Origin of the sequence: Curtobacterium sp. VKM Ac-1393 (assembly GCF_015350995.1) — a bacterium.
In the GTDB taxonomy this organism is placed as follows: domain Bacteria; phylum Actinomycetota; class Actinomycetes; order Actinomycetales; family Microbacteriaceae; genus Curtobacterium.
In genome coordinates, this window is sequence record NZ_JADKRW010000001.1 from 141,960 (window position 1) to 164,406 (window position 22,447).

The following is a 22,447-nucleotide window of genomic DNA, read 5'->3' on the forward strand; positions in this document are numbered from 1 at the left end:
AGGTCAGCCGAGCTTGTCCTCGAACTGCGCGGGCAGCTTGTCGAGCGCCCACTCGATCGCAGCGGTGGTGCCCATCGAGAACGCCGACGACACGTCCTTGTCGTCGAACACGATGTAATGGCCGGCCTCGACCGACGGCACCTTCTGGAACAGCGGGTCCGCCTCGGCCTTCGACGCGTCGACGTAGATCGGCAGGATCAGCGTCAGGTCGGCGTCGAGCAGGTCGAGGTTCTCGTCCGACAGGGTGACGGAGAACGCCTTGCCGGCTTCCTTGTCGATGGCCGACGGGATCGTGAAGCCGAGGTTCTTCATGAACGACGAGCGGCTGTCGGTCGACGCGTACGCCCCGAAGCCCTCGGAGCTGTAGGCACCGACGACGGCGGTCTTGCCCTCGAAGTCCGGGTGGGCCTTGCGCGCTGCGGCGTAGGCGTCGTCGAGGCCGGAGAGCAGCTTCTTGCCCTCGGCTTCCTTGCCGAGCGCCTTCGCGATCATCGTGGTCTGCTGCTCGGTCGACGCCAGGTAGTTCTCGCCGCCCTTCGGGATCGCCACGGTCGGCGCGATGGCTGACAGCTTGTCGTAGCGGTCCTTGTCACCCGACGACTTCACGTCGAGGATCAGGTCCGGGTTGAGCTTGAGGATGTCCTCGTAGCTGGGCTCGAGCGTCTGGATGATCTTCGGCGACTTCGTGTAGGCGTCCTTCAGCCAGGGGCCGACACCGTCACCACCGAAGGCGAGCCAGTCGCTCGCGCCGACCGGCTGCACGCCGAGCTCGAGGGCGGTCTCGGCGTCGCCCCAGCCGAGTGCGACGACGCGCTTGGGCTGCGAGTCGATCGTCGTGGTGCCGAGGCCGGTCGTGATGGACACCGGGAAGGCACCGTCGGATGAGCCGGACGACGTCGTGTCGGTGGACGAACCGGAGCCGGAGGCACAGCCGGCGAGGACGAGGGAGGCTGCGACGACGGCACCCGCGGCGGCGAGGACACGTCGGAGACGAAGGGATGAGCGGATCACGAAGGGTAGCCTAACCTAACGGGGTGCGCAGGAAATCAGCTGGATAGGCTGGGTGATCGTGGCCGTCCCAGATCCAGACCGCACGCGCCTCGCGGTGCTCGGCTCCCCCATCGCGCACTCGCTCTCGCCCACGCTCCACGCAGCGGCCTACGACGCGCTCGGGTTGCGGTGGTCGTACGGGAGGCACGAGGTCGCGTCCGGCGGGCTCGACGCGTTCGTCGCGGGGCTGGGTGCCGAATGGCGTGGGCTGAGTCTCACGATGCCGCTCAAGCGCGAGGTGCTGCCGCTCCTGGACCGCACGACCCCGCTGGTGGACGAGCTCGGCGTCGCCAACACGGTCGCGTTCCGCCTCGAGGGCGCCAGCGTCGTCCGCGCGGGTGCCAACACCGACGTCCAGGGGCTCGTCCGTCCGGTCGAGGCCCTCGGGCACCTGCCCGGCGAGGCCACGATCCTCGGCGGTGGGGCGACCGCGGCGAGCGCCCTGACCGCGGCCGTGCGGCTCGGGGCGTCGCTCGTGCGGGTGTTCCTGCGCGACACCGCGAAGGCCGGGTCGCTCGTGGAACTGGCCGTCCGCCTCGGCGTCTCGCTCGAGGTCCTGCCGCTCACCGACCTGCCCGGCACGCGCCACGGGTTCGTCCTGTCGACGCTGCCCGGCGGCGCGGCCGACCCGCTCGACCTCGTGCCGTCGGGGTCGGACGCCGTGCTGTTCGACGTCGCCTACGAGCCGTGGCCGACCGCCGCCGCGACGCGCTGGTCCGGGGCTGGCGGTCGGGTGCTGAACGGCCTCGACATGCTCACCGAGCAGGCGATCGGCCAGATCCGCTTCTTCCTGACCGGCGACGAGGACGAGCTCCTGCCCGACGAGGCCGCCGTCCGCCGGGCGATGCGCACCGCCGTCGACCTGCCCGCCGTCATCGGCAGCTAGCCACAGACGGCCGACGTCGTGGGCCGGCAACCGTCAGCGCCGCGACCGCGCCTCGGCGTCGAGCAGCGCCACGGACACGTCCCACAGCCGGTCCGCCTGGTCCGGGTCGAGCGCCCAGGGCAGCACGCCGTGCAGGCCGTCCTCGATCCGCTCGACGACCGCGGCCTCGTGGCAGTCCTCGAAGTAGCGCCCTGTGACCCCGTCGAGTTCGGGTGCGGTGGCGAGCAGCACCGAGGTCGCCGCTCCCTGCTCCGGGGTCTTCACGGCGTCGGCCGCGGCGATCTTCGTGGCGGCCAGGACCTCGGGGTCCCAGTGCTTCTGCAGCCCGGTCCAGATCCCGCCGGGCATCAGGGCGTTCGCGGTGATCCCGTCGGCAGCCCACCGTCGGCCGGCCGCGACGGCGAACAGCACGTTGGCGGTCTTCGACTGGCCGTAGGCGAGACCGGGCTCGTACGGACGCCGTCGGAAGAACAGGTCGTCGAACACGACGGGTGACCCGCCGTGCCCGCTCGAGGACACCGACACGATGCGGGCCGAACCCGAGGCGACCAGGGCGTCGTGCAGCCCGAGCGCGAGGGCGAAGTGCCCGAGGTGGTTCGTCGCGAACTGCGATTCCCACCCGGCCGCCGTGTACGACTCGGGAGCGTCCATGATGCCGGCATTGGCCACGAGCACGTCGAGCGGCCCCGACCACGCTGCGGTGAACGCCTCGACGGAGGCCGGTCGGTCCAGGTGCAGTTCGACGACGGCCGGCGTGTCCGTCCCCGTCGACCGGGCGATGTCGTCCGCGACCCGTCGGCCGGCGTCGACGTCCCGCACGGCGAGGGTCACCCGCGCTCCGGCTCCGGCGAGTGCTCGGGCGGTCTCGACCCCGATGCCGGAGGCGGCACCGGTGACGATCGCCGTGCGGCCCGTCAGATCGAGGCCGTCGACGACCTCGGCAGCCGTGGTCCGGTCGCCGAAGCGGGTGAGGTCGCGTGCGGGCATGTCGACTCCTGTCAGCTGGCGTGGTGCGGAGCTGTCAGGCGACGACGCCGTCCACGTAGAACCATCGTCCCTGCTCGCGCACGAACTCGCTCGTCTCGTCGAGCGTGCCGCGGTCGTCGTCGGAACGCCACCACGCGCGGAACGCGACCGTGCCCCGGGAGTCGAACGGGCCTCCCGAGGTCGTCGTCAGCACGTCCAACCGGGTCCAGCACTGGGACGCGTCCAGTTCGAGGTCCGCCGGCCGGGTGCGCGGGTGCCAGGTGAGCAGCAGGTACTCCGGCAAGCCCAGCGCGAACGCGCTGAAGCGGGAGCGCATGAGGCGCTCCGCGGTCGGCGCGGCCGCGCCGCGGTGCAGGGGGCCGCAACACTCGCCGTAGGGGTTACCACTCAGGCAGGGGCAGCGCGTCTCGTCGGTGACCACGCCGGAACGCTAGTCGACGATCGACAGGGTGACGGTGATGTTGCCGCGGGTGGCGTTCGAGTACGGGCAGATCTCGTGGGCGCGCTCGGCCAGCCGCTGGCGCTGCTCCTGGGGTGCGGCGGGGGCGTAGACGTCGAGCTCGACCGCCAGGCCGAACGCCCCGTTGCCGGTGCCGCCGATGCCGACCTCGGCGGAGACCTCGGCGCCCGTGGTGTCGATGCCGAGCTCCTTGCCGGCACCGTGCAGTGCGCCGAGGAAGCACGCGGCGTACCCGGCGGCGAACAGCTGCTCGGGGTTGGTGCCCTCGCCGCTGCCACCCATCTCCTTGGGAGGACGGGTGTCCAGGTCGAGCCGGTCGTCCTCGCTGCGGACGTGCCCGTCGCGGCCGCCTCCGGTGGCGTGGGCGGCTGCGGTGTAGACGATGTCGAGACTCATGGAGCCGAGGTCATCGCGCCCAGCTGAACGTGCGCTGCGCGTCCCCGGGGTACCGGGCGCGCGCTGCCTCGCGTGCCCGCGCCGCCGGGCGTGTCCGCCTCCGTCGACGGGGCGCCGACGGGGCGCCGAGCCCGCGCGCCCGCCCGCCCACGCCGCCCGCGCACGCGCGCCCCGGACCCGGTAGACATGACACGTGTTCAAGATCGGGTGGCAGGTGTACCGGGAGCGCCTGCCCGAGCTCGTCGACCAGCGTGCCCGCCGCCGCGTGGTCCACGTCGGGGTGCTCGTCGCGGGCATCGTGTTCGTCGGACTGCTGCTCGTCGGGCTGCTGCTCGGTGGGGCCACCCCGTTCGCCGCGTGGGTCGTCGTCGCGGTCCTGGGTGCAGCGGGCAGCGGCTGCGTCGGCGCGGCGTTCACCCCGATCGGTCCGAAGGGGTGGGCCGTCCCGCCGGTCCCGGGCATCGGCTGGCGCACGCAGGAGGCCGTCGCCCGCTACTACCGCCGCAACCCGCCACCCGTCGCGCCGGAACACCGCGATGCCGTCCTGCGCCGGATGCCCGAGAGCCGCGACCTGATCGTGCGCTCGGCGTTCCGCGCCTTCCTGCTGCTCGGCAGCTGGGTGGGCATCATCCTCGGCACGGCAGTGCTCGACGTCACCCTGGCGGTCGGCGACGACACGGCCATCCTCTTCCCGGGCGTCTGGGTCGTCTACCTGTTCGTCTCGGGCGGCACCGGGGTCCTCGGCATCCGCACCCTCGGCCGCCAGGAGCAGCTGCGCGTCGAGGCCGAGGCCCTCCCGCCCGTCCCGCCGGCACCGCCCGCACGCGGCCGGCCCGGCACCCCGAACGGCAGCAAGTTGTCGCTGCCGGGCGAGTGACCCGTGCTCGCATTCGGTTGGCGGGTCTTCTTCCGGCATGTCGACGACGTGCTGGAGCGGCGTCGTGTCCGCCGCGCAGCAGCGTGGTCCGGTGCCGCAGGCGTGGTCGCGTTGGCGCTCATGCTCGTCCTGGAGGCGCGGCTCCACTGGACGGAACCCGGTCACCTCCGCAGCGTGGCCGGCATCGTGCTGCTGGCGGCCGGGGTGGGGCTGCTCACGTTCGCGTGCTTCCCGACGCGGCGCCCGCCGGACCCCTCGGCGACGATCAACGGGCGGCAGGTCCGGGCCTCGTGGCAGAACTCGGTGCGGACCTCGGTGCAGCCGTACCTGGAGCGGCGACCACGACCCGTGGCGCCGGACGACCGCGAGGCCGTCCGCACCGACACCGTCCTGCTCCGCCGCGGGCTGATCGGCACGCTCGCCCGGATCACCCCGCTGCTGCTCGCCGGGCTCGCCGCCGTGCTCGGTGGCCTGCTGCTCGACTACCGGTCCTGGTTCCCAGCGGCCTTCGTCCTGCTCCACGTCCTGAGGCTGCCCGAGTACGTCGTCCGCCTCGGCCGCGCCGAACGCGCGCGCATCGCCGCCGGTCCCGCCGAGTGAGCAGAAGAGCACGGCTCGCCACACCACAGCCGTCGTCTGCTGCTCACTCGATGCCCCGACGCCCGCAGCCCGCAGCCCGTGCGACTGTCGGCGGCACCGAGCACACTGGGCGCATGTGTGGAAGGTTCGTCGTCTCCGACACCACGGCCGATCTGTTGCCCGAGCTCCTCGGTGAGCTCGCCGACCGCACGGAGCACGTCGACCAGGACACCGGCGTCGTCGCGACCGGCCTGGTGCCGAACTGGAACGTCGCGCCGACCGACCCCGTGTTCGCCGTCCGGCAGCGCCGCGGCGAGCGCGAGCTGCCGCAGATCAGCTGGGGCTTCGTGCCGAGCTGGGCGAAGGACTTCCAGAAGCAGCGCCCGAAGCCGATCAACGCCCGCATCGCGACCGTCGCGACGAGCGGCATGTTCCGGCGGGCCTTCGCCACGAACCGCTGCATCGTGCCGGCGCAGGGCTACTACGAGTGGGTCGTGCGCGAGGACGGCAAGGAGCCCCACTTCGTCCACGAACCCGGCGGCGCCCTGGCGATGGCCGGGGTCGTGAGTGCCTGGCCCGACCCGACCAAGCCCGAGGGCGACCCGGACAAGTGGCGACTCTCGCTCGCGATCATCACGCGGGACGCCCACGTGGCCCCGGGCGAGGTGCACGACCGGATGCCGGCGTTCCTGACGCCCGACGGCTACGACACCTGGCTGGGTGGCGACGACGGCGGACTCGGCACCGACGACCTGCTGGCGCTGCTCGACCACGAGTCACTGACGGTCGCAGCCGGTCTGGAACAGTACGAGGTCGCCCGCACCGTGAACAGCGTGCGGAACGACGGCCCGCAGCTCATCGAACCCGTGGCGTAGGGATCGTGCTCCGACGCTGCCGGTGCTAGCGGTCGGCGAACCCGCCGAGCATCCCGGAGATGAAGCGCTTCTGCAGGAAGAAGTACAGGACGACGATCGGGAGCGCGACGATCACCCCCGCGGCTGACAGCAGGGAGTAGTCGGTCAGGTGGGCCCCCTTGAAGAAGGCGAGCCCGAGCGGCGCGGTGCGGTGGTCCTCGCTGGTGATCAGGACGAGCGGCAGCAGGAACTCGTTCCAGGTCCACATCGTGATGAGCAGTGCCATCGTCATGATCGGTGCGATGGCGGCCGGCACCATCACCGTCCACAACAGCCGCACGTCGCGGGCTCCGTCGAGCCGCGCCGCTTCGATGACCTCGCCCGGGAAGCTCCGGAACTGGCTGCGCATCCAGAAGATGCCGAACGCCAGCGACTGCGCGGTCTGCGGCAGGATCAGGCTCGAGTAGGTGTCGGTGAGGCCGACGCTCCGCAGGTTGAAGTACAGCGGGATGATGAACGCCTCGGCGGGCAGCATCAGACCCGCGAGCATCAGGAAGAAGATGACGTTCGAGCCGGCGAAGTCGAGCCGGGCGAACGCGAACCCGGCGAAGACGGCGAGGACGGTCGTGAGCACGACGACCGACACCGTGACCAGCACGCTGGAGAGCATGTAGGACGCGAAGTGTCCCTGGTTCCACGCGGCGCCGAAGTTGCCGAGGTCGAGGGTGGTCGGCACGCTGAACCCGCCGGAGTTCTGCGCCGACGGGGTGACCGAGGACAGCAGGACGCCGATCAGGGGGATGATCGCGAAGAGCGCGAACAGCGACAGGATGACGTAGTTGACCGTCTTCTCGCGGACGGAGAGCCTCATGCGACGTCCTTCGGTTGGAGGCGGCTGATCAGGGCCGTCACGATCATGATCACGACGGTGAGCGACACCGCGACGGCGGCAGCGGACCCGACCTGACCCGTCTGGAAGGCCCGGTTGTACGCCTCGAACGCCGGGACGGACGTCGAGTTCCCCGGGCCGCCGCTCGTCGTGACGTAGACCAGGTCGAAGGTCTTCAGCGCGGACACCACGGTCAGGGTGAGTGCCGCCGCGATCTGGCCGCGGAGCGACGGGAGCGTGATCGAGAAGAACTCCCGCGCGGACCCGGCACCGTCGATGCGGGCGGCCTCGAACAGGCTCGGGTGGATGTTGCCGACGCCGGACAGGAACAGCACCAGGCACAGTCCGACGTTCAGCCAGGTGCCGACGAACCCGATGGCCGGCAGCGCCGTGTCGTAGCCGCCGAGCCAGACCTGCGCGAACTGCCCGAGGCCGATCAGTCGGAGGCCGTCGTTGAGCAGGCCGTCGGCGGAGTAGATCGAGACCCAGATCGTGGCGACGACGACCGACGCGATCACCTGGGGCAGGAACAGGACCGTCCGGAAGAACGACATGCCGGGCAGGCCGTTCGCCCGCGAGATCAGTGCGGTCAGGAACAGCGCCACCACGACGGGGATCACGGCGTAGAAGACCATGAGCACCAGCGCGTGCCCGAACGACGCCCGCAGCTGCGCGTCGGTGACGACGTCGACGTAGTTCGCGAACCCCGCCCACGTCGCCGCGGACAGGCCGTCCCAGTCGTAGAACGAGTACTGGATGCTCTGCAGGAACGGGACCCCGAGGAACACCGCGAACACGACGAACGCCGGCAGGATGTAGAGGTACGCGACGAGGTTCCGTCGCCGTTTGCGGGTGCCGGTGGGCCTGCTCACCCCGGTGGTCGCGGTCACTTCTGCACGAAGCCGGTGTAGTCGTCCTGGAGCGTCTTCGTGTACTGCTCCGGGGTGGCCTTGCCCGCGACGAGGTCCTGCATGGCGGACGTGATGGTGTCGTAGAACGTGGGCGTGGCGTAGTCGAGGTACGGCGTGATGTTGTTCGAGCTCGAGATCGTCTTGTAGTTGCTCGTGATGTCGCCCGCGATGGTGCCGGTGGCGGGGGTGTCGTCGTCGGGGACCACGGTGGGCAGGTTGCCCTTGTCGACGAGGGTCGAGGCGGCCTTCGCGTTGGTGATGAAGTCGATGTAGGCAGCGGCGGCGTTCGCGTTCTTCGTCTTCGAGGTGATCGCCCAGGCCAGCCCCTCACCGCCCATGGTCACCGGCGTGGAGGCACCCGCCGGGGTGAGTGCCGTGAAGCCGATGTCCTTCGCGCTGCTGGCTGCTTCGAGGGTCGCCTGGTACCAGGTGCCGGTGATCAGGAACGCGGAGCCACCCTTGCCGAACGTGCTGACGGCGTCGTCGCGGGAGACCCCGTTGGCGCCTTCGGTGACGTAACCCTTGTCGACCCAGCCGGTGATGGTCTTCGCCGCCGCCACCTCGTCGTCGCCGGTCCAGCTGCCGGACTTGCCGGCGACGAGGTCGTTCACGGCGTCGTGTCCGGCGAGCGCGGAGAGCACCAGGCCGTACAGGTGGATGCCGGGGCTCTTCTCCACGTCGCCGTAGCTGAGCGGCAGGGCACCGGCGGACTTGACCTTCGCCATGTCTGCGGTCAGTTCGGCCACGGTGGTCGGCGGGGAGTCGATCCCGGCGCGCTGCAGCACGGCCTTGTTGTAGTAGACGCCGACGAGTTCCCCGGTCTGCGAGACGCCGTACAGGTCGTCGCCCTGCCAGGTCGTGCCGTCGGGTGAGAACGAGTTGAGCTTGAGCAGTCCGGACGGGTAGTAGTCGTCCCAGCCGTAGAGCTTCGCGTAGTCGTCGACGGGGCGCAGGAAGCCGGCCTTCACGAAGGCGCCCATGTCGGGGTAGCCCTGGTTCGCCTGGACGACGTCCGGCGGGTTGTCGCCGGACAGCGCGAGCTTCAGCGTCGTCTTCAGGTCGGCGAACGACCGCGAGACGCGCTTGATCGTGATGTCGGGGTGCGCCTTCTCGAACTCGTCGTTGAGCACCTGTTGGGCGTCGTTGATCCCGGTGTCGGTGTTCTGGTCCCAGACCGTGAGCGTCGTCTTGCCCGATCCGAGGTCCTTCGACACCGGACCGAGGGTCTGGGACGCCGCGGGTGCTGCGGAGCCGCCCGGGGTGCACGCGGTCAGGCCGAGGGTGATCGCGGCCGCGACGCCGATGAGCATCGTCGCCTTGCTGAAGTGCTTCATGGTGGTCCAGTTCTGCGAGTGGGTGGGTGGTGCTCGGGATCAGGGGACGAGGAACGACCAGTCGCCGGACGGGTCGGCGCTCCGGACGAAGGCGCGGAGCTGCTCGGGGCGGGGTGCGCTGGCGGCTCCGCCGAGCCCGGTGACGGCGAACGCGGCACTGGCGGCCGCGAACCGCAGCCGGGTCTCGAGTGGCCAGCCGTGGTGCGCCCCGGCCATGAACGTCGCCACGAAGACGTCGCCGGCACCGGTCGGGTCGACGACGTCCACCGGGATGGTCTCCGCCGTGACGACCACGCCGTTCGCGGAGTCCACCGCGACGACGCCGTCGCCGCCGCGGGTCACGACGGCGAGCGGGACGTGTTCACCGAGGGCCTTCGCGGCGTCCAGCGCCGAGTCGGTGCGGGTGTACCGCATCGCCTCGACGTCGTTCGGGACGAAGACGTCGACCTCGGCGAGCCGGTCGAGCACCCCTCCGGACCACTCGCCGGTGTGGTCCCAACCGACGCCGCCGACGACGGTGGTGCCCGCGGCGCGCAGGGCCGCGACCCAGGCGGGCAGGGGCCGTGCGATCCCGACGTGCGTCGCCGCGACCGGACCGATGCCCTCCGGTGCCGAGAGCGGGCCGAGTGGCTCCTCGTAGGTGATGAAGCTCCGGTCGTCCGGGCCGGTGAGGGCGACCGACACGGGGCTCTGGTGTCCGGCGACCAGCTCGAGCAGGTCGGTGTCGAGCAGGGGTTCCGCCGTCAGGACCTGGTGGACGTGGCGGCCGAGCACGTCGTCGCCCAGCCGGCTGAGGAGCGCTGTCGGCGCACCGGCCCGTGCCGCGGCCACGGCGCGGTTGGCGACGCCACCCGGCGTGACGGTGAAGGCGTCGGCGTACACCTCGGCGCCGAGCTGGGGAGCGGTGACCCCGGCGAACACCAGGTCGCAGAAGACGTCGCCGGCGAACAGCAGGACGCCTGGGGCGGGGGTCGGGCTCGCCTGGTGCACGGCTTCTCCTCATCGTTGCGGATCACCGGCGCAGGACGACTCACCCTGGACGGATCCGTTGGTGATGCTCAAGCCTGCGCGATTGGTGTTGCGAGGACGTTACTTGATTGCACCAGATTTGTTAAGTCTGATCGAAAGAAGAACAGAAGTGCACGACTCTGCGTGAGTTTGCGTGTTTTGGGATATGGTCGGGGCATGATCTTGCGAGAGCGGCAGAACCGCATCATCAAGGCGCTCCGGGCCGACGGAGCCGCCTCGGTGCAGGAACTCGCCGACGCCCTGTCGGTGAGCCCCGCCACGATCCGCCGCGACCTCGAGATGCTCGACCGCAACGGCGAGCTGGTCCGGACCTGGGGCGGCGCCGTCCTCGCGCCCCGGGCGACCGCGCAGGAAGACGACGACGGCGAGGCGATCGAGACGCCCTTCGAAGAAGCCGGTGACCTCGACCTCAAGCGCCGCATGGCCGAGGCCGCCGCCGCGATGGTCACCGACGGGCAGGTGGTCATCCTGGACATCGGGACCACGACGCCGCAGATCGCCGAGCTCCTCCGGGGCCGCGACATCACCGTCATCACGACCAACCTCGCGGTCTTCGACGTCCTCCGCGACGACGAGGCGGTACGGCTCGTCCTGCTCGGCGGCGTCGTCCGCCGCAACTACCGGACCCTCGTGGGCTCCCTCGCCGAGGCCGCACTCGAGCACGTCAGCGCCGACGTGCTGTTCCTGTCCTGCACCGGCGTCCGCGCGAACGGCCACGTCGTCGACAACATGGCCGTCGAGGCGCCCATCAAGCAGTCGATGATCGCGGCTGCCGACCGGGTCGTCCTGCTCGCGTCCGAACGGAAGTTCCCGGGGACCGGAGCCCTGCGGCTCTGCTCCCTCGCCGACGTGGACACGCTGATCACCACGACCGGCGCCCCCGACGAAACACTCGCACACAGCCGGAACGCCGGCGGAGAGGTCATCACGACATGAAGCTCTGCATCCTCGGAGGCGGCGGGTTCCGCACGCCCTACGTCTACCAGGCACTCCTGCGGGACGCCGGCTCGCCCCGCGTCACCGAGGTCGCCCTGTACGACGTCGACGAGGTCCGCCTGCACGCCATGGTCGCGATTCTCACCGAGCTCGCTGCCGGGTTCGAGGACGCTCCCGTCCTGCGGCCCACCACCGACCTGCACCGCGCGGTCGAGGGCAGCGACTTCGTGTTCGCCGCCCTGCGCGTCGGCGGTCTCGAGGGCCGGCGCTGCGACGAGCACGTCGCACTCGACCTGAACGTGCTCGGCCAGGAGACCACCGGCCCCGGCGGCCTCGCCTACGCCATCCGCACCGTGCCGGTGATGGTCGAGGCCGCGAAGGTCATCCACGACCTCGCCCCGAACGCCTACGTGATGAACTTCACGAACCCGGCGGGCATCATCACCGAGGCAATGCAGACCGTCCTCGGCGATCGCGTGCTCGGCATCTGCGACACCCCGTCCGGCCTCGGGCGCCGGGTGGCCGGCATGCTGGGACTCGACCACACCCGCGTCCAGATGGACTACGTCGGTCTGAACCACCTGGGCTGGATGCGCCGTGTCATGTACGACGGCCGCGACGTCCTGCCGGAGCTGATGGCCGACGACGAGCGCCTCGGGGCGATGGAAGAGGGCCACGTCTTCGGCCTCGACTGGATCCGCTCGCTCGGCGCGATCCCGAACGAGTACCTGTACTACTACTACTTCAACCGCGACGCCGTGCGGTCGATCGTCGGCTCCGGCAAGACCCGCGGCGACTTCCTCGCCGAGAGCCAGTCGGCGTTCTACGACCGGGCGACCGCTGCCGGGGACGGCGTGGCCGAGCTCTGGCGCGAGACCGTGGAGCGTCGCAGCGCGTCGTACATGGCCGAGGCCAAGGGTGGCACGCAGGACGATCCGGTGGACTCCAAGGAGCGCGAGACCGACCCGTCGCACCAGGGCTACGCGGGTGTCGCCCTCGGCGTGATGGCCGCGATCAGCCGCAACGAGCGCCAGACCATGATCCTCAACGTCCGGAACAACGGCACGATCGCCGGACTCCCCCGCGATGCGGTGGTCGAGGTCCCGACGATGGTGGACGCGAACGGCGTCCACCCGATGAGCACCGAGCAGCCGGATCTGCACCAGATCGGCCTCATGTCGCAGGTGAAGGCGGTGGAGCGGCACACGATCGCCGCCGCGCTCACGGGGTCGAAGGACGAGGCGCTCAAGGCCTTCGCGCTGCACCCCCTGGTGGACAGCGTCAGCGTCGCCCGTGACCTCGTCAGCGGCTACGTCGCGCGCATCCCCGAGGTGGCCGCCGTCCTCACGCGGTGACCGCGGCAGGAAGACGGGAGGCCCGGATCACGTCCGCCTGTCGGCTGACGTGATCCGGGCCTCCCGTCCGGTGCCCCTGGTCAGGGACGCGCGCTGCGGCGGATCCCCGGGGCGGCTGCGATGCCCGCCGCGAGGCGGCGACGCGTCACGAGCAGCAGGCCGGCCAGCAGCAGGGCGATCGCGGCGAGGCCGAGGCCGACCAGGCCGGTCGCGCCGGTGAACGCGAGCTCCGCGGTGTGCAGGACGGCCGCGACGCCGACCGGGTAGGTGACCGTGATGGTCGCCCGCACGGCCTGGCCGTTGCTGTCCGTCACCCCGTACCCGATGAACGCGGTGCCGTTGAACGCGGTGCCGCTGTGGCCCGTCGCCGGGGTGAAGACGACCTTGCCGTCGCGGACGGTCCAGGTGCCCTCACCGTCGACGACCACCCGGTCGACGGACTTGCTCGTCGACGGGTCGATCAGGTGGAGCGTGCCCCGGTCGAACGTGGCGCCGCCGCTGGCGGAGTCGTTCGCGAGCGGGTCGATCGTGACGCGGTGTCCGACGGTCCCGGTGGCGGAGTCGTCCTTCGCGACCGCGGCGGCGACGACCGTCATCGTCGCGGTGGCGGTGGTGGTCTGCCCCGAGGCGTCCGTCACCGTGTAGGTGAAGGTGTCCGTGCCGGTGAAGCCGGCGGCCGGGGTGTAGACGTACGCGCCGGTGGGCTGGACCGTGACGGTGCCGTCGGCCGGCTTCCGCGCCAGGGCGGCGGTGAGGCCGGTGCCCTGGTCGTTGGCGAGCAGGCCGTGGGCGGCGTCACGGGCGATCGGGGTGCCGGCGGTGGTGCGGCCGGAGTCCTTCGTCGCGGCGATGCCGACGGTGACGGTGACGGTGGCGTCGACCCGCTGACCCGAGGCGTCCTGCGCCCGGTAGGTCACGGTGTCGGTGCCCGAGAAGCCCTTCGCCGGGGTGTAGACGAACGTGCCGTCCGCGGCGATCGAGACCCTGCCGTGGGCTGCCTTGCCGGTCCTGACGACCGTCAGGTCGGTGCCCTGGTCGTTGCCGAGCACGCCCGGACCCGCGACGGTGACGGTCTTGCCGGCGGTGGTGCTGGCCTTGTCGTCCTTCGCGGTCGGGGTGACGTCGATCACCACGAAGGCCTGGGCGCTGCTGCCCTCGGAGTCGTTGGCGGCGTAGGTGAACCAGTCGCGGCCGGACCAGCCGGACGGCGGCGTGTAGACGTAGGAGCCGTTCTTCGCGAGCGCGAGGCGCCCGTGCTGCGGCTTCGCACCCATCGACGCCCACAGCCCGGTGCCGGAGTCGCCGACGAGCACGCCGTCGGCGGCCGACATGCGCATCACGCCGTTCGTCGACATCGTGTGCCACTGGTCCTTGGCAGCGACCCCGACCAGGACGGTGACGGTCGCCATGGTGGTCTGACCGGAGCCGTCCGTGACGGTGTAGGTGAACGTGTCCGTGCCGGAGAAGCCCTGCTTCGGCGTGTACACGAGCGAGCCGGGCTCGGCGCCCTCGGTCACGTCGCCGTGCGCGGCGGTGCCGTGGCCGGTGACGGTGAGCGTCGTGCCGTGGTCGTTGGCCGTCAGCGTCGTGCCCGCGATCGCCAGCGCGGTGCCGGCTCCGGTGCGCAGGGTGTCCGCGACGGCGACGGGCGTGACCGTCACCGTGACGGTCGCCGTCGCGGTGCCGCCGGTCGGGCCGGTCACCGTGTAGGTGAACGTGTCCGTGCCGGAGAAGCCGTCCTTCGGCGTGTAGGTGACGGTGCCGGTGGCGGCTCCGCCCCCGGTGATCGCGGCGTCGCCGTTGCCGGGCTTGGTGACCGCGGTGATGGTGAGCTTCGTGCCGGAGTCGTTGCCCGTGACCGCGACGTCGACCGGGGTCGACGCCGTGGTGGTCGCGGTGTCGGCGACGGCCTTCGGCGCGACGACGATCGTCACGGTGCCGGTCGTGGTGCCGCCCGAGCCGTCGGTGACGGTGTAGTCGAACGAGTCCGGACCGGAGTAGCCGGGCTCGGGGGTGTAGGTGTAGCCACCGTCCTTGTCGACGACGACGTCACCGTGCGACGGGTCCGTGTTGTCCGTGACCTGCAGGTCGGTGCCGATGGCGCCGTCGAGCACGCCCTTGTCCGCGGGGACCGTCGTGCTGCCGCCGGCGTCCACCGTCGCGGAGCCGCCCGTCGTGACGGGGGTGACGGTGACCGTGACGGTCCCGGTGTTCGTGTTGCCGTCGCGGTCGCGGACCGTGTACGTGAACTCGTCCGTGCCGGAGAAACCGGCCTTCGGCGTGTACGTGACGGTGCCGTCGTCGTTCCGGACCGCGGTGCCGTTCGTGCCGCTCTTGCCGACCGGGATGTCGAGCACGGACAGGCCGGTGCCGTGGTCGTTGTCGGTCAGGTCGGCGGAGGTGACCGTGGTGCTGCCGCCGGCCCGCACGGTGATGGCGTCCGGCTCGGTGCCGGGCTTGACCAGGATGGTCACGACACCGGTGGTGGTCCCGCCGGACGGGTCCGTCGCCGTGTAGGTGAAGGTGTCCGTGCCGGAGAAGCCGTCGTTCGGGATGTACGTGTACGAACCGTCCTTCGCGAGCTCGAGTTCGCCGTTCGACGGCTCGAGGTCGACGGTGGCGGTCAGCTTCGTGCCGGCGTCGTTCGCGAGCACACCCTTGCGGTCGTCGCCGTCCGTGCCGACGGTCAGCGTGGTGCCGGCCGTGGCGGTCGCGGTGTCCGGGGTGGCCATCGGGCCGACGACGACGGTGATGGTGCCGGTGGTCGTCTGACCGGAGTCGTCACGCACCGTGTAGATGACGGTGTCGGTGCCCGAGAACCCGGGCTTCGGCGTGTACGTGATGACGCCGGTGGCCGGGTCGATCGCGACGTCGCCCACGGTGTCTTCGTCGGCCGCGGCGTCCGTCACGGTCAGCTTCGTCCCCGCGTCGTTGGCGGTGAGCGTCCCCGGCGCGATCGTCAGCGCCTCGCCGGCCTTCGTCGACACCGTGTCGCCGTTCGCGACCGGCACCACCGTGACCGTGACCGTCGCCGGCTGCGTCGTGGTCCCGTGGCCGTCGGTCACCGTGTAGGTGAACGAGTCGGTGCCCGAGAACCCGTCTGCCGGCGTGTAGTCGACGGAGCCGTCCTCGGCCACCACGGCGGTGCCGTTCGCCGGGCCGGTGACGATGGTCGTCACGAGGTCCGAACCACGGTCGTCGTGCTGGACGTCGACGGTCACCGGGGTGCCGGCGTTCGTCGTCGCGGTGTCATCCGCGATCGTCGGGTTGACCGTGATGGTCACCGTGGCGGTCGTCGGTGCGCCGGAGGAGTCGCTCGCCGTGTACCGGAACGAGTCCGTGCCGGAGAAGCCGTCGGCGGGCGTGTAGGTGAACGCGCCGGTGGCCGTGTCGAGGGACAGGTCGCCGTGGGCCGGCTTCGTGTTCGACGAGACGGTCAGGCCGGTACCGAGGTCGTTGCCGAGCACACCGGTGGCGCGGGTGTCGGCGGTGTACGTGGTGCCGGCGGCGACGCGGACGGTGTCGTCCTTCGCGAGCGGGGCCACGTTCACCGTCACGGTGACGGTGTCGGTGCCCCCGTTGCCGTCGGTCACCGTGTACGTGAAGGAGTCCGGGCCGGAGGTGCCGGTGGCCGGGGTGTAGGTGTAGCTGCCGTCCTTGCCGACGACGACGTCACCGTGCGACGGCTTGGTGGTGCCCGTGACCGTCAGGTCCGCGCCGCGGTCGTTCGCGAGCAGGCCCGGGGCGGAGCCGGTGCCGGGCGCGCCGGTGCCGGTGCCGCTCGTGCCGCTGCCGCTGCCGCTCGTCGGCGAGCCCGCCGTCGCGGTGATGGTGTCCGCGACCGCGGTCGGCAGCACCGTGATGGTGACCGTGCCGGAGATCACCGCACCGTCGCGGTCCTTCGCCGTGTAGGTGAAGGAGTCCGGGCCGGAGTAGCCGGCGGTCGGCGTGTACGAGTACGAACCGTCCTGCTCGACGGTCAGGTCGCCGTGGTCGGGCTTCGTGTTGCCCGTGACCGTCAGGCCTGTGCCGTGGTCGTTGGCGAGCAGCCCGGTCTTCGCGTCCGCGGTCGCGACCTGACCGGTGTGCACGCTGAACGCGTCGTCGGTGCCCTGCGGCGCGACGGTGATCGTCACCGTGCTGGTCGACGTCTGTCCGGAGGAGTCCTTCGCCGTGTACTGGAAGGTGTCCGTGCCCGAGAACCCGTCGGCCGGGGTGTACGTGTACGAGCCGTCGGGGTTCACCGTCGCCGTGCCGTGGGCCGGGGTGGTGTTCGACACGACGGACAGGCCGGTGCCGCTGTCGTTCGCCAGGACACCCTGCGATGCGGACTTCGTGAGCTTCGTGCCGTTCGGGGTGGAAGCCGTGTCCGAGGTGGTGGTGATGTGCACGGCCTTGAGCGTGTTGGTGAAGGTCACCATCACGTCGGTGCCGTCGGCGGTCGTGGCCGCGGGGAACGTGAAGGTACCGGTGTTCCCGGAGCCCTTGGCGACGACCGCACCGGTCGTCTGGTTCCGTGCCACCCACGACGTGTCGTAGTTCGCCAGGTCGGTGGTGCCCGCTGCGGTCTGCGTGACCGTGTAGTCCTTGTTCGGCGTGCTCAGGACAGCGCCGGCGCGTTGCGACTGTGTGCCGGTGGACTGGCCCGTCGTCGTGGCCGAGTTGCCGCTCTTCGTGGCGTCGATGCCGCCGCCGGTGATGGCGAGGCCGAACTGGTCCCCCGTGTTCCAGCGCTGGTCGACGCTCGCCTCACCGGTGACGGTGTCGGCGTAGTTGCAGCTGGCCAGGTCGCTGGCGGCGTAGTTGCCGACGATCGGGAAGCTGCGGACCTGTGCGCCCGAGGTGGGGTCGAGCTGGTAGATCGTGGTCGTCGAGACGTTGTTCGCCGTCACGGTGTTCGACACGTACAGGTAGCCGTCGGACGAGAACGCGATGCCCGGGCTGCTGGTGCCCGCCGGCAGCGTCGCGATGGCGGTGGTCGTCATGGCGGTGGTGCCCGAGGTGCTCGGGACCTGGTCGGTGTTCACGCGGTAGACCGTGTCGGCCGCGACGACGAAGAACAGGCCGCGCGAGCTGAACGCGAAGTCGCCGTTGCCGGACTTCAGGCCGTTGATCTGTCCGACCTGGCCGAGGTAGGTGCTCGTGGCGGGGTCGTAGGCACCGAGCCACCCGGTGTTGTCGCCGTAGTAGTAGATGCCGTCCTTCGGGTTCACCGCACCGCGGATCACCACGCGCTTCTGGTCCGTCGTGATCGGGTCCGACGCGGTCCCGTCCTTCGGGTTGTACTGCCGGAGCGTGGCGCTGACGTTGTTCGACGCGGCGAACATCGAGACGCCCTCGCGCGAGATGCCGAGGCCGTTGTTGGCTCCGGTGCCGAGGTTCGTGACGTCGGCGGTCGTGCCCTTGGAGTCACCCGTGGTGATGTCCACGGCGACGACCTTGCCCGTGCTGTCGATCGCGTAGAGCGTGTTCTGGTCGCACACCAGTGCGCCGTTCGACGTGGCGGTGACGGCTGAGGCCGGCTCGGCGGCGATGACCGCCGTGGTCGTGGAGAGACCGGCGCCGACGAGCAGCGCAGCGCCGAACATGGCGACGGTTCGGACGCCGAAGCGGCGTCGGGGCACAGCGGTGCCCTGGTGTGCAGGCAGCATGATCACTTCCGGGTCGAGACGATGCGAGCGCCTGGACCACGGCCGTCGGATCAGGGAGGACGGTCGGTGGCGCTGGGTCGATACTGGCAGGTCTCGACACCGGATTGGGGTCACGACGGGTCCCCAATAGGGGGGACCACTCGTTGTGGGGGTAGAGGCTCGCAGTCCCGCGTCACCCGCTCGGGGCACAGGAAAACCCCACCGGGATCCGGTGGGGTTTCAGGGGGCGAGCGCGTCAGGCAGTCGGTCGGATCACGTCCGGCAGCAGCACGTGCAGCCGCTCGGCCAACCGGCCCTTCGCCTCGTCGAGGGTCCGGAAGTCACCGACGTACTCGCCGAACGTGTCGGCGACGAAGAAGTGCGTGCCCTGCCGGTCCACGGTGCCGCCGTAGTACCCGCCGTAGTTGGCGACCCACAGGCCGCTGTCCGGCTGCGCCCAGCTGACGTGCACACGGGCGGGATCCGTCGAGGCGACGACCTGGGCCTCGATCTCGGCGATGACCTCGATCGTCCGGGTGTCCAGGGTGACTTCGGCCTGCTGGGGGTGGTCGGCGGTCATGCTCATGGTCGTGCTCCTTCGGGCGGGGCTGCGTGCTGGTGGTGCCGACGTCGCGGACGCCGATGGTGCGTGGTGGTGCGTGGTGGTGCGGACTGGGCAGGTGTCACTCGACCGGTCGGATGACCGACGGGAGCATCACGTGGAGCTGGTCCTCGAGCTTGGTCTGTGCTTCTTCGAGCGACGCGAAGTCGCCCACGACGAGACCGAAGGTGTCTGAGGCGACGTAGCGGCCGTCGCGCTTGTCGACGCTGCCGCCGAAGTACCCGCCGTAGCCGGCGATCCACTCGCCCTGGTCTTCCTGCACCCAGGTGACCTTGGCGCGGGTGGGGCGGCTCGCGGTGGCTGCATCTGCTTCGAGGATCGCGATGGTGTCGACCGTGTCGGTGTCGAGGGTGACCTCGGCCTGCGTCGCGTTGCTGACGGTGATGCTCATGTCGCTCTCCTTCACGATCCGGGGTACATCTGCTGACACCAGAACGCTACGAGAACCACGGGCCGAACCGCCAGCGAGGCCCGTTGATTCACGGGTTTCGTCAATGCGGCACATCGGCGAACCCTGGTTTTCCGGGGCGGTGTGACGTCTTTCCGGGGTACAGGCCGGGGATCGGGGTACTCGCTTTCCGGATCGACCGCTCACGGGGTACGGATGGCTGCGGAGCCAGCCTGGAGGCGCGACTCGCTACCGTCTCTCGGGTGACCTCCGACAGTCCCCGCGATCCCGAGCACGCCCCGGCCACCGGGCGCAGCCGCCGGATCGCGACGTGGCTGGCCGTCGCCTACGGCGTCGGGGTGGTCCTGATCGCGTTCTGGGGTACGCCGGTCGACGCCGGAGCCGGTCCGTGGCTCGGCCGGGTGATCGGGGCCGCCCACCGCCTCGGTGCGCCGGAGTGGTTCGGCTACAGCACCGTCGAGTCGCTGTCGAACGTGGTGTTCTTCGTCCCGTTGGGCCTGCTCGTGGTCCTGCTCGCCGGTACTCGCTGGTGGTGGGCTGCCGCGGCCGCGGGGCTGGTCGTCAGCGCGTGCATCGAGACCGGCCAGGCGCTGTTCCTGCCAGCACGCACCGCATCACTCGACGACGTCCTGGCGAACGGCCTGGGCGCGGTCCTGGGGGCTGTGGTGGGGGTCCTGGCGCTCGCGTGGGCGGCACACCGCCGACGCCCCTGAAGAGCCCCCAGCTCATCCGGACCGGACACGACGAAGCCCCCGGAGCGTTGCGCTCCGGGGGCTTCGTGCAGTGCGGTCTGACTCAGACGTTCTCGCGCTGGCGACGGACCGAGCCGCGGACCAGCAGCAGGCCACCACCGAGGACGACGGCGCCACCGGCGACCCAGATCGCGAGCATCGAGATCGTGGAACCGGTGAAGGCGAGGGAGCCGTTGCCGTTGGTGCCGGCAGCGGCGGCCGGCACGACCGCGGTGCCGTCGGCCGGAACGACCGTCAGAGCCGAGGTCGCGACGTTGCCCGAGGTGGCGCCGGTCGCGGTGAGCGAGTAGGTACCCGAGGCACCCTGCGGCAGCGTGACGGAGACTGCGGCGGACCCGTTCGACGACGCCGTGTAGGTCTTCGAGACGGTGGTGATGGGCAGCGCGCCCAGGGTGACGGCGCCGGCGCCGGTCACCGAGACGGTGACGGTCTCGTCGGCGACGAACGAACCGGCGGCGAAGCCGACGGTCGCGGTGCCTCCGGAGACAGCCGAGCCGGAGACGCTGACGTTCGACGCGGGCACGTAGCCGGCGGCGTTCGCAGCGGACGGAACGGCGACGAATGCGGCAGCAGCCAGGACGACCGCAGCGATGATCTTCTTCATGATGTGTCCCCTAGACCCTGATGGCTTCGCGCAGATGGAGGTGCGACCAAACCCGAGTGCTTGCAGGCGCGATGGCGAAGTTCGCTCAATCTACCGGGGATTCACAGCTGGTGGACAGCGGTTCTGTAACGGACTGGTGAACTCCGGGGGTCGACACCGCGTCGACCGGCGTGCGGCCCTGGTCCGGACCACCGAGGTACTCGATCCGGATCGTCGTGCTTTTCCCTGGTGAGAGGGTGGTCTGGAACTGTGCGACCGGATGGTCGCCGTCCATCGCGGTCTGCGGAGCGGCCGTTTTGCCGTCCTGAGTGGAGGCGACGTACACCCCTGAAGAGGGGGCGTAGATCACGACGTTTGTCCGGACTGCGCCAGGCGACACACCGAAGGCACCGCCTCCGGTGACATACTCCGGCAGGCTCGTCGCCGCATCCGCCGGGGCCGTGCTCTTCAGGTTGACCTCGACCGTCCACGTCGGGCGGCCGTCCTTCCGGCAGACCTGGCTGCCAATCGAGACGGTCTTCTCGAGGTAGTAGTCCATCTTCGCGCCGGTGGCGTCGTTGAGGTAGACGCCGAACTGCTGCGAACTCGTGTCGCTCGTCGGCAGGCCACCCGCGATGGCCGTGCCGGTGAGTTCTGCCTGTTCGCCCTTGTCGGCGCTCCAGAGCTTGACCCGTCCCTCGCCGACCCCCGTCGTCAACGCCGAGATGAACGCCGTGGGGTCGAAGCCGCCCTCGGACACCTTCGTGAACACCGCGCTGGCCGCCGACGCGAAGAACGCGTCCTGCACGGTCGGGTCCGGGTACTTCGCGTACGCCTCGCTCAGCAGCAGCTGCACGGCGTTGTCCGACGTCAGCTGGTCCCCCGTCGCCAGCGTCACCGGCCCCGTGGCCTTGAGGATGTAGCCGAGCGTCACCGGGTCGATCGACAGCACCCCGTCGACCCGCTGCCCGTACTGCCGCTTCCACATCTCCCGCGCGAGCTTCGCCGAGGTGTCGAACCGGGGCGTCAGCGTGACGTCCTGGATGAACTCGCCCGTGATCGATCCGTACAGGCCCTGTGTGTCCGTCGCGAGGGGCAGCACCGGGTCATCCGACTGCGGGAAGTCCGACGTCGAGGCCTGCTGCCCGAGCGAGATCGCGCCGTCCTGCGCCGTCACCATCGCCAGTGCCCCTGGGATCCCTCCCCCGGCGCGCAACTCCGCGTTGTTCTGGAACAGCACGAGGTAGTGCTTCGCACCACCGTCGCCGAGCATGGCCGGCGCCAGCTGCACCACCTTGTCCGCGACGGCCGCCTGTTCCGACACGGACGCCAAGGAGGCCCGGAGCTGGTTCACGGCGTCCGTCACGGCCGACACGGTGTCACCGGTGTCGATCCGCTCGGCCGCACGGTTCGCCTTGCCGAGCGCCGTGGTCGCCTTCGCGACCGCCGGCTGCGCGGTCACGAGCGGCTGCAGGTCGATCTTGCCGTCGGCGGGCTTGAACGCATCGACGTCCACATCGCCCAGGACCCCGGCGACCGGACGGACGGCGTCGCTCGCCACGTCGTCGACGATCGCCGATACCTGCCGCACCGCACGCAGGTTCCCGCCGATGAACGGCGTGTGCTCGAAGACGGCCCACACCGGATCGCTCGTTTTTGCCCGTGCGTCAGCCGCGCTGGACTCGAGCTTCGCCGCCGTGCGCTGGGCCCCGGCTGTGTCGCCCTTCGCCAACTGCGACCGCAACGTGTCGACGTGTGCCACGGACGACTCGAGGTCCTGCTTCGCCAGCATCCCGCGGATCGTCACCCAGGCGACCGCGGCGATGACGAGCAGGACGACGAAGAGGACGCCCCACAGGGCCCAGCGGCGTTGCGCGCGTCTGAAGGTCGGCGCGTCGGACATGGTGC

General features: G+C 70.7%; 20 protein-coding genes. 7 read left to right on the forward strand and 13 right to left on the reverse strand.

The annotated features are described in order from the left end of the window. Nucleotides 1–3: 3 nt before the first annotated feature. Complete coding sequence (locus tag ITJ59_RS00700) at nt 4–1,011, reverse strand: iron-siderophore ABC transporter substrate-binding protein (protein ID WP_194649184.1); 1,008 nt, start codon at nt 1,009–1,011, stop codon at nt 4–6. Nucleotides 1,012–1,069: 58 nt separating this feature from the next. Between ITJ59_RS00700 and ITJ59_RS00705 the strand changes: the two genes are divergently transcribed. Continuing rightward, nucleotides 1,070–1,936: a shikimate dehydrogenase gene (locus tag ITJ59_RS00705; RefSeq protein ID WP_323749353.1), complete on the forward strand. Its 867-nt coding sequence runs from the start codon at nt 1,070–1,072 to the stop codon at nt 1,934–1,936. A 33-nt stretch (nt 1,937–1,969) separates the two neighbouring features. Here the strand turns inward: ITJ59_RS00705 and ITJ59_RS00710 are convergent, their stop codons facing one another. From ITJ59_RS00710 to ITJ59_RS00720, 3 genes are read right to left on the reverse strand one after another with little or no spacing between them, the layout of a single operon-like run. Further along, nucleotides 1,970–2,923 (reverse strand): SDR family NAD(P)-dependent oxidoreductase, encoded by a 954-nt coding sequence (locus ITJ59_RS00710; RefSeq protein ID WP_194649186.1) that lies wholly within the window; start codon nt 2,921–2,923, stop codon nt 1,970–1,972. 34 nt (nt 2,924–2,957) lie between these two features. Continuing rightward, nucleotides 2,958–3,344, reverse strand: a complete 387-nt coding sequence (locus ITJ59_RS00715) for a YchJ family protein (RefSeq protein WP_194649187.1) — start codon at nt 3,342–3,344, stop codon at nt 2,958–2,960. Nucleotides 3,345–3,353: 9 nt separating this feature from the next. After that, complete coding sequence (locus ITJ59_RS00720; RefSeq protein WP_194649188.1) at nt 3,354–3,779, reverse strand: organic hydroperoxide resistance protein; 426 nt, start codon at nt 3,777–3,779, stop codon at nt 3,354–3,356. Nucleotides 3,780–3,972: 193 nt separating this feature from the next. Between ITJ59_RS00720 and ITJ59_RS00725 the strand changes: the two genes are divergently transcribed. From ITJ59_RS00725 to ITJ59_RS00735, 3 genes are all read left to right on the forward strand, one after another. Next, entirely contained in the window at nt 3,973–4,656 is a 684-nt protein-coding gene (locus ITJ59_RS00725) for a hypothetical protein (protein ID WP_194649189.1), read from the forward strand. Between the two features lie 3 nt (nt 4,657–4,659). Then, a complete protein-coding gene (locus tag ITJ59_RS00730; RefSeq protein ID WP_194649190.1) occupies nt 4,660–5,256 on the forward strand; it encodes a hypothetical protein in 597 nt (198 codons plus the stop codon). Nucleotides 5,257–5,369: 113 nt separating this feature from the next. Then, complete coding sequence (locus tag ITJ59_RS00735) at nt 5,370–6,110, forward strand: SOS response-associated peptidase (RefSeq protein ID WP_194649191.1); 741 nt, start codon at nt 5,370–5,372, stop codon at nt 6,108–6,110. 25 nt (nt 6,111–6,135) lie between these two features. On the opposite strand, the gene ITJ59_RS00740 is transcribed toward ITJ59_RS00735, so the two are convergent. The 4 genes from ITJ59_RS00740 to ITJ59_RS00755 are packed head-to-tail and all read right to left on the reverse strand — an operon-like array spanning nt 6,136 to nt 10,213. Next, nucleotides 6,136–6,960 carry a carbohydrate ABC transporter permease gene (locus ITJ59_RS00740; RefSeq protein WP_194649192.1) on the reverse strand — a complete coding sequence of 275 codons (825 nt, stop codon included), beginning with the start codon at nt 6,958–6,960 and terminating at the stop codon, nt 6,136–6,138. Then, entirely contained in the window at nt 6,957–7,868 is a 912-nt protein-coding gene (locus tag ITJ59_RS00745) for a sugar ABC transporter permease (RefSeq protein ID WP_323749354.1), read from the reverse strand. Before ITJ59_RS00745 ends, ITJ59_RS00740 begins: the two co-directional genes overlap by 4 nt. Next, a complete protein-coding gene (locus ITJ59_RS00750) occupies nt 7,865–9,223 on the reverse strand; it encodes an extracellular solute-binding protein (RefSeq protein ID WP_194649193.1) in 1,359 nt (452 codons plus the stop codon). Before ITJ59_RS00750 ends, ITJ59_RS00745 begins: the two co-directional genes overlap by 4 nt. Nucleotides 9,224–9,262: 39 nt before the next feature. Next, a complete protein-coding gene (locus ITJ59_RS00755) occupies nt 9,263–10,213 on the reverse strand; it encodes a carbohydrate kinase family protein (RefSeq protein WP_194649194.1) in 951 nt (316 codons plus the stop codon). 195 nt (nt 10,214–10,408) lie between these two features. On the opposite strand from ITJ59_RS00755, the gene ITJ59_RS00760 reads away from it, so the two are divergent. Further along, nucleotides 10,409–11,188 carry a DeoR/GlpR family DNA-binding transcription regulator gene (locus tag ITJ59_RS00760; protein ID WP_194649195.1) on the forward strand — a complete coding sequence of 260 codons (780 nt, stop codon included), beginning with the start codon at nt 10,409–10,411 and terminating at the stop codon, nt 11,186–11,188. Next, complete coding sequence (locus ITJ59_RS00765) at nt 11,185–12,543, forward strand: 6-phospho-beta-glucosidase (protein ID WP_194649196.1); 1,359 nt, start codon at nt 11,185–11,187, stop codon at nt 12,541–12,543. The genes ITJ59_RS00760 and ITJ59_RS00765 overlap by 4 nt, the downstream gene beginning before the upstream one ends. Before the next feature lie 80 nt (nt 12,544–12,623). On the opposite strand, the gene ITJ59_RS00770 is transcribed toward ITJ59_RS00765, so the two are convergent. The 3 genes from ITJ59_RS00770 to ITJ59_RS00780 form a co-directional block, all read right to left on the reverse strand. Next, nucleotides 12,624–18,194, reverse strand: a complete 5,571-nt coding sequence (locus ITJ59_RS00770) for an Ig-like domain-containing protein (protein ID WP_194649197.1) — start codon at nt 18,192–18,194, stop codon at nt 12,624–12,626. 235 nt (nt 18,195–18,429) lie between these two features. Further along, on the reverse strand, nt 18,430–18,759 hold the full coding sequence (locus ITJ59_RS00775; protein ID WP_194649198.1) for a hypothetical protein: 330 nt from the start codon (nt 18,757–18,759) through the stop codon (nt 18,430–18,432). Nucleotides 18,760–18,856: 97 nt separating this feature from the next. Then, entirely contained in the window at nt 18,857–19,186 is a 330-nt protein-coding gene (locus tag ITJ59_RS00780; protein ID WP_194649199.1) for a hypothetical protein, read from the reverse strand. A 260-nt stretch (nt 19,187–19,446) separates the two neighbouring features. Between ITJ59_RS00780 and ITJ59_RS00785 the strand changes: the two genes are divergently transcribed. Beyond that, nucleotides 19,447–19,917: a VanZ family protein gene (locus tag ITJ59_RS00785; RefSeq protein ID WP_194649200.1), complete on the forward strand. Its 471-nt coding sequence runs from the start codon at nt 19,447–19,449 to the stop codon at nt 19,915–19,917. A gap of 82 nt (nt 19,918–19,999) precedes the next feature. On the opposite strand, the gene ITJ59_RS00790 is transcribed toward ITJ59_RS00785, so the two are convergent. Together ITJ59_RS00790 and ITJ59_RS00795 are read right to left on the reverse strand one after the other, a co-directional pair. Further along, complete coding sequence (locus ITJ59_RS00790; protein ID WP_194649201.1) at nt 20,000–20,560, reverse strand: sortase; 561 nt, start codon at nt 20,558–20,560, stop codon at nt 20,000–20,002. An 85-nt stretch (nt 20,561–20,645) separates the two neighbouring features. After that, on the reverse strand, nt 20,646–22,442 hold the full coding sequence (locus ITJ59_RS00795) for a DUF4012 domain-containing protein (RefSeq protein WP_194649202.1): 1,797 nt from the start codon (nt 22,440–22,442) through the stop codon (nt 20,646–20,648). Nucleotides 22,443–22,447 lie beyond the last annotated feature (5 nt).

What these genes read in the sequence shown, in the direction of transcription:
- ITJ59_RS00750 (WP_194649193.1), bottom strand. Translation starts at nt 9,223, where the DNA reads ATGAAGCACTTCAGCAAGGCGACGATGCTCATCGGCGTCGCGGCCGCG.
- ITJ59_RS00710 (WP_194649186.1), bottom strand. Translation starts at nt 2,923, where the DNA reads ATGCCCGCACGCGACCTCACCCGCTTCGGCGACCGGACCACGGCTGCC.
- ITJ59_RS00735 (WP_194649191.1), top strand. Translation starts at nt 5,370, where the DNA reads ATGTGTGGAAGGTTCGTCGTCTCCGACACCACGGCCGATCTGTTGCCC.
- ITJ59_RS00740 (WP_194649192.1), bottom strand. Translation starts at nt 6,960, where the DNA reads ATGAGGCTCTCCGTCCGCGAGAAGACGGTCAACTACGTCATCCTGTCG.
- ITJ59_RS00790 (WP_194649201.1), bottom strand. Translation starts at nt 20,560, where the DNA reads ATGAAGAAGATCATCGCTGCGGTCGTCCTGGCTGCTGCCGCATTCGTC.
- ITJ59_RS00760 (WP_194649195.1), top strand. Translation starts at nt 10,409, where the DNA reads ATGATCTTGCGAGAGCGGCAGAACCGCATCATCAAGGCGCTCCGGGCC.
- ITJ59_RS00775 (WP_194649198.1), bottom strand. Translation starts at nt 18,759, where the DNA reads ATGAGCATGACCGCCGACCACCCCCAGCAGGCCGAAGTCACCCTGGAC.
- ITJ59_RS00795 (WP_194649202.1), bottom strand. Translation starts at nt 22,442, where the DNA reads ATGTCCGACGCGCCGACCTTCAGACGCGCGCAACGCCGCTGGGCCCTG.
- ITJ59_RS00770 (WP_194649197.1), bottom strand. Translation starts at nt 18,194, where the DNA reads ATGCTGCCTGCACACCAGGGCACCGCTGTGCCCCGACGCCGCTTCGGC.
- ITJ59_RS00765 (WP_194649196.1), top strand. Translation starts at nt 11,185, where the DNA reads ATGAAGCTCTGCATCCTCGGAGGCGGCGGGTTCCGCACGCCCTACGTC.
- ITJ59_RS00720 (WP_194649188.1), bottom strand. Translation starts at nt 3,779, where the DNA reads ATGAGTCTCGACATCGTCTACACCGCAGCCGCCCACGCCACCGGAGGC.
- ITJ59_RS00780 (WP_194649199.1), bottom strand. Translation starts at nt 19,186, where the DNA reads ATGAGCATCACCGTCAGCAACGCGACGCAGGCCGAGGTCACCCTCGAC.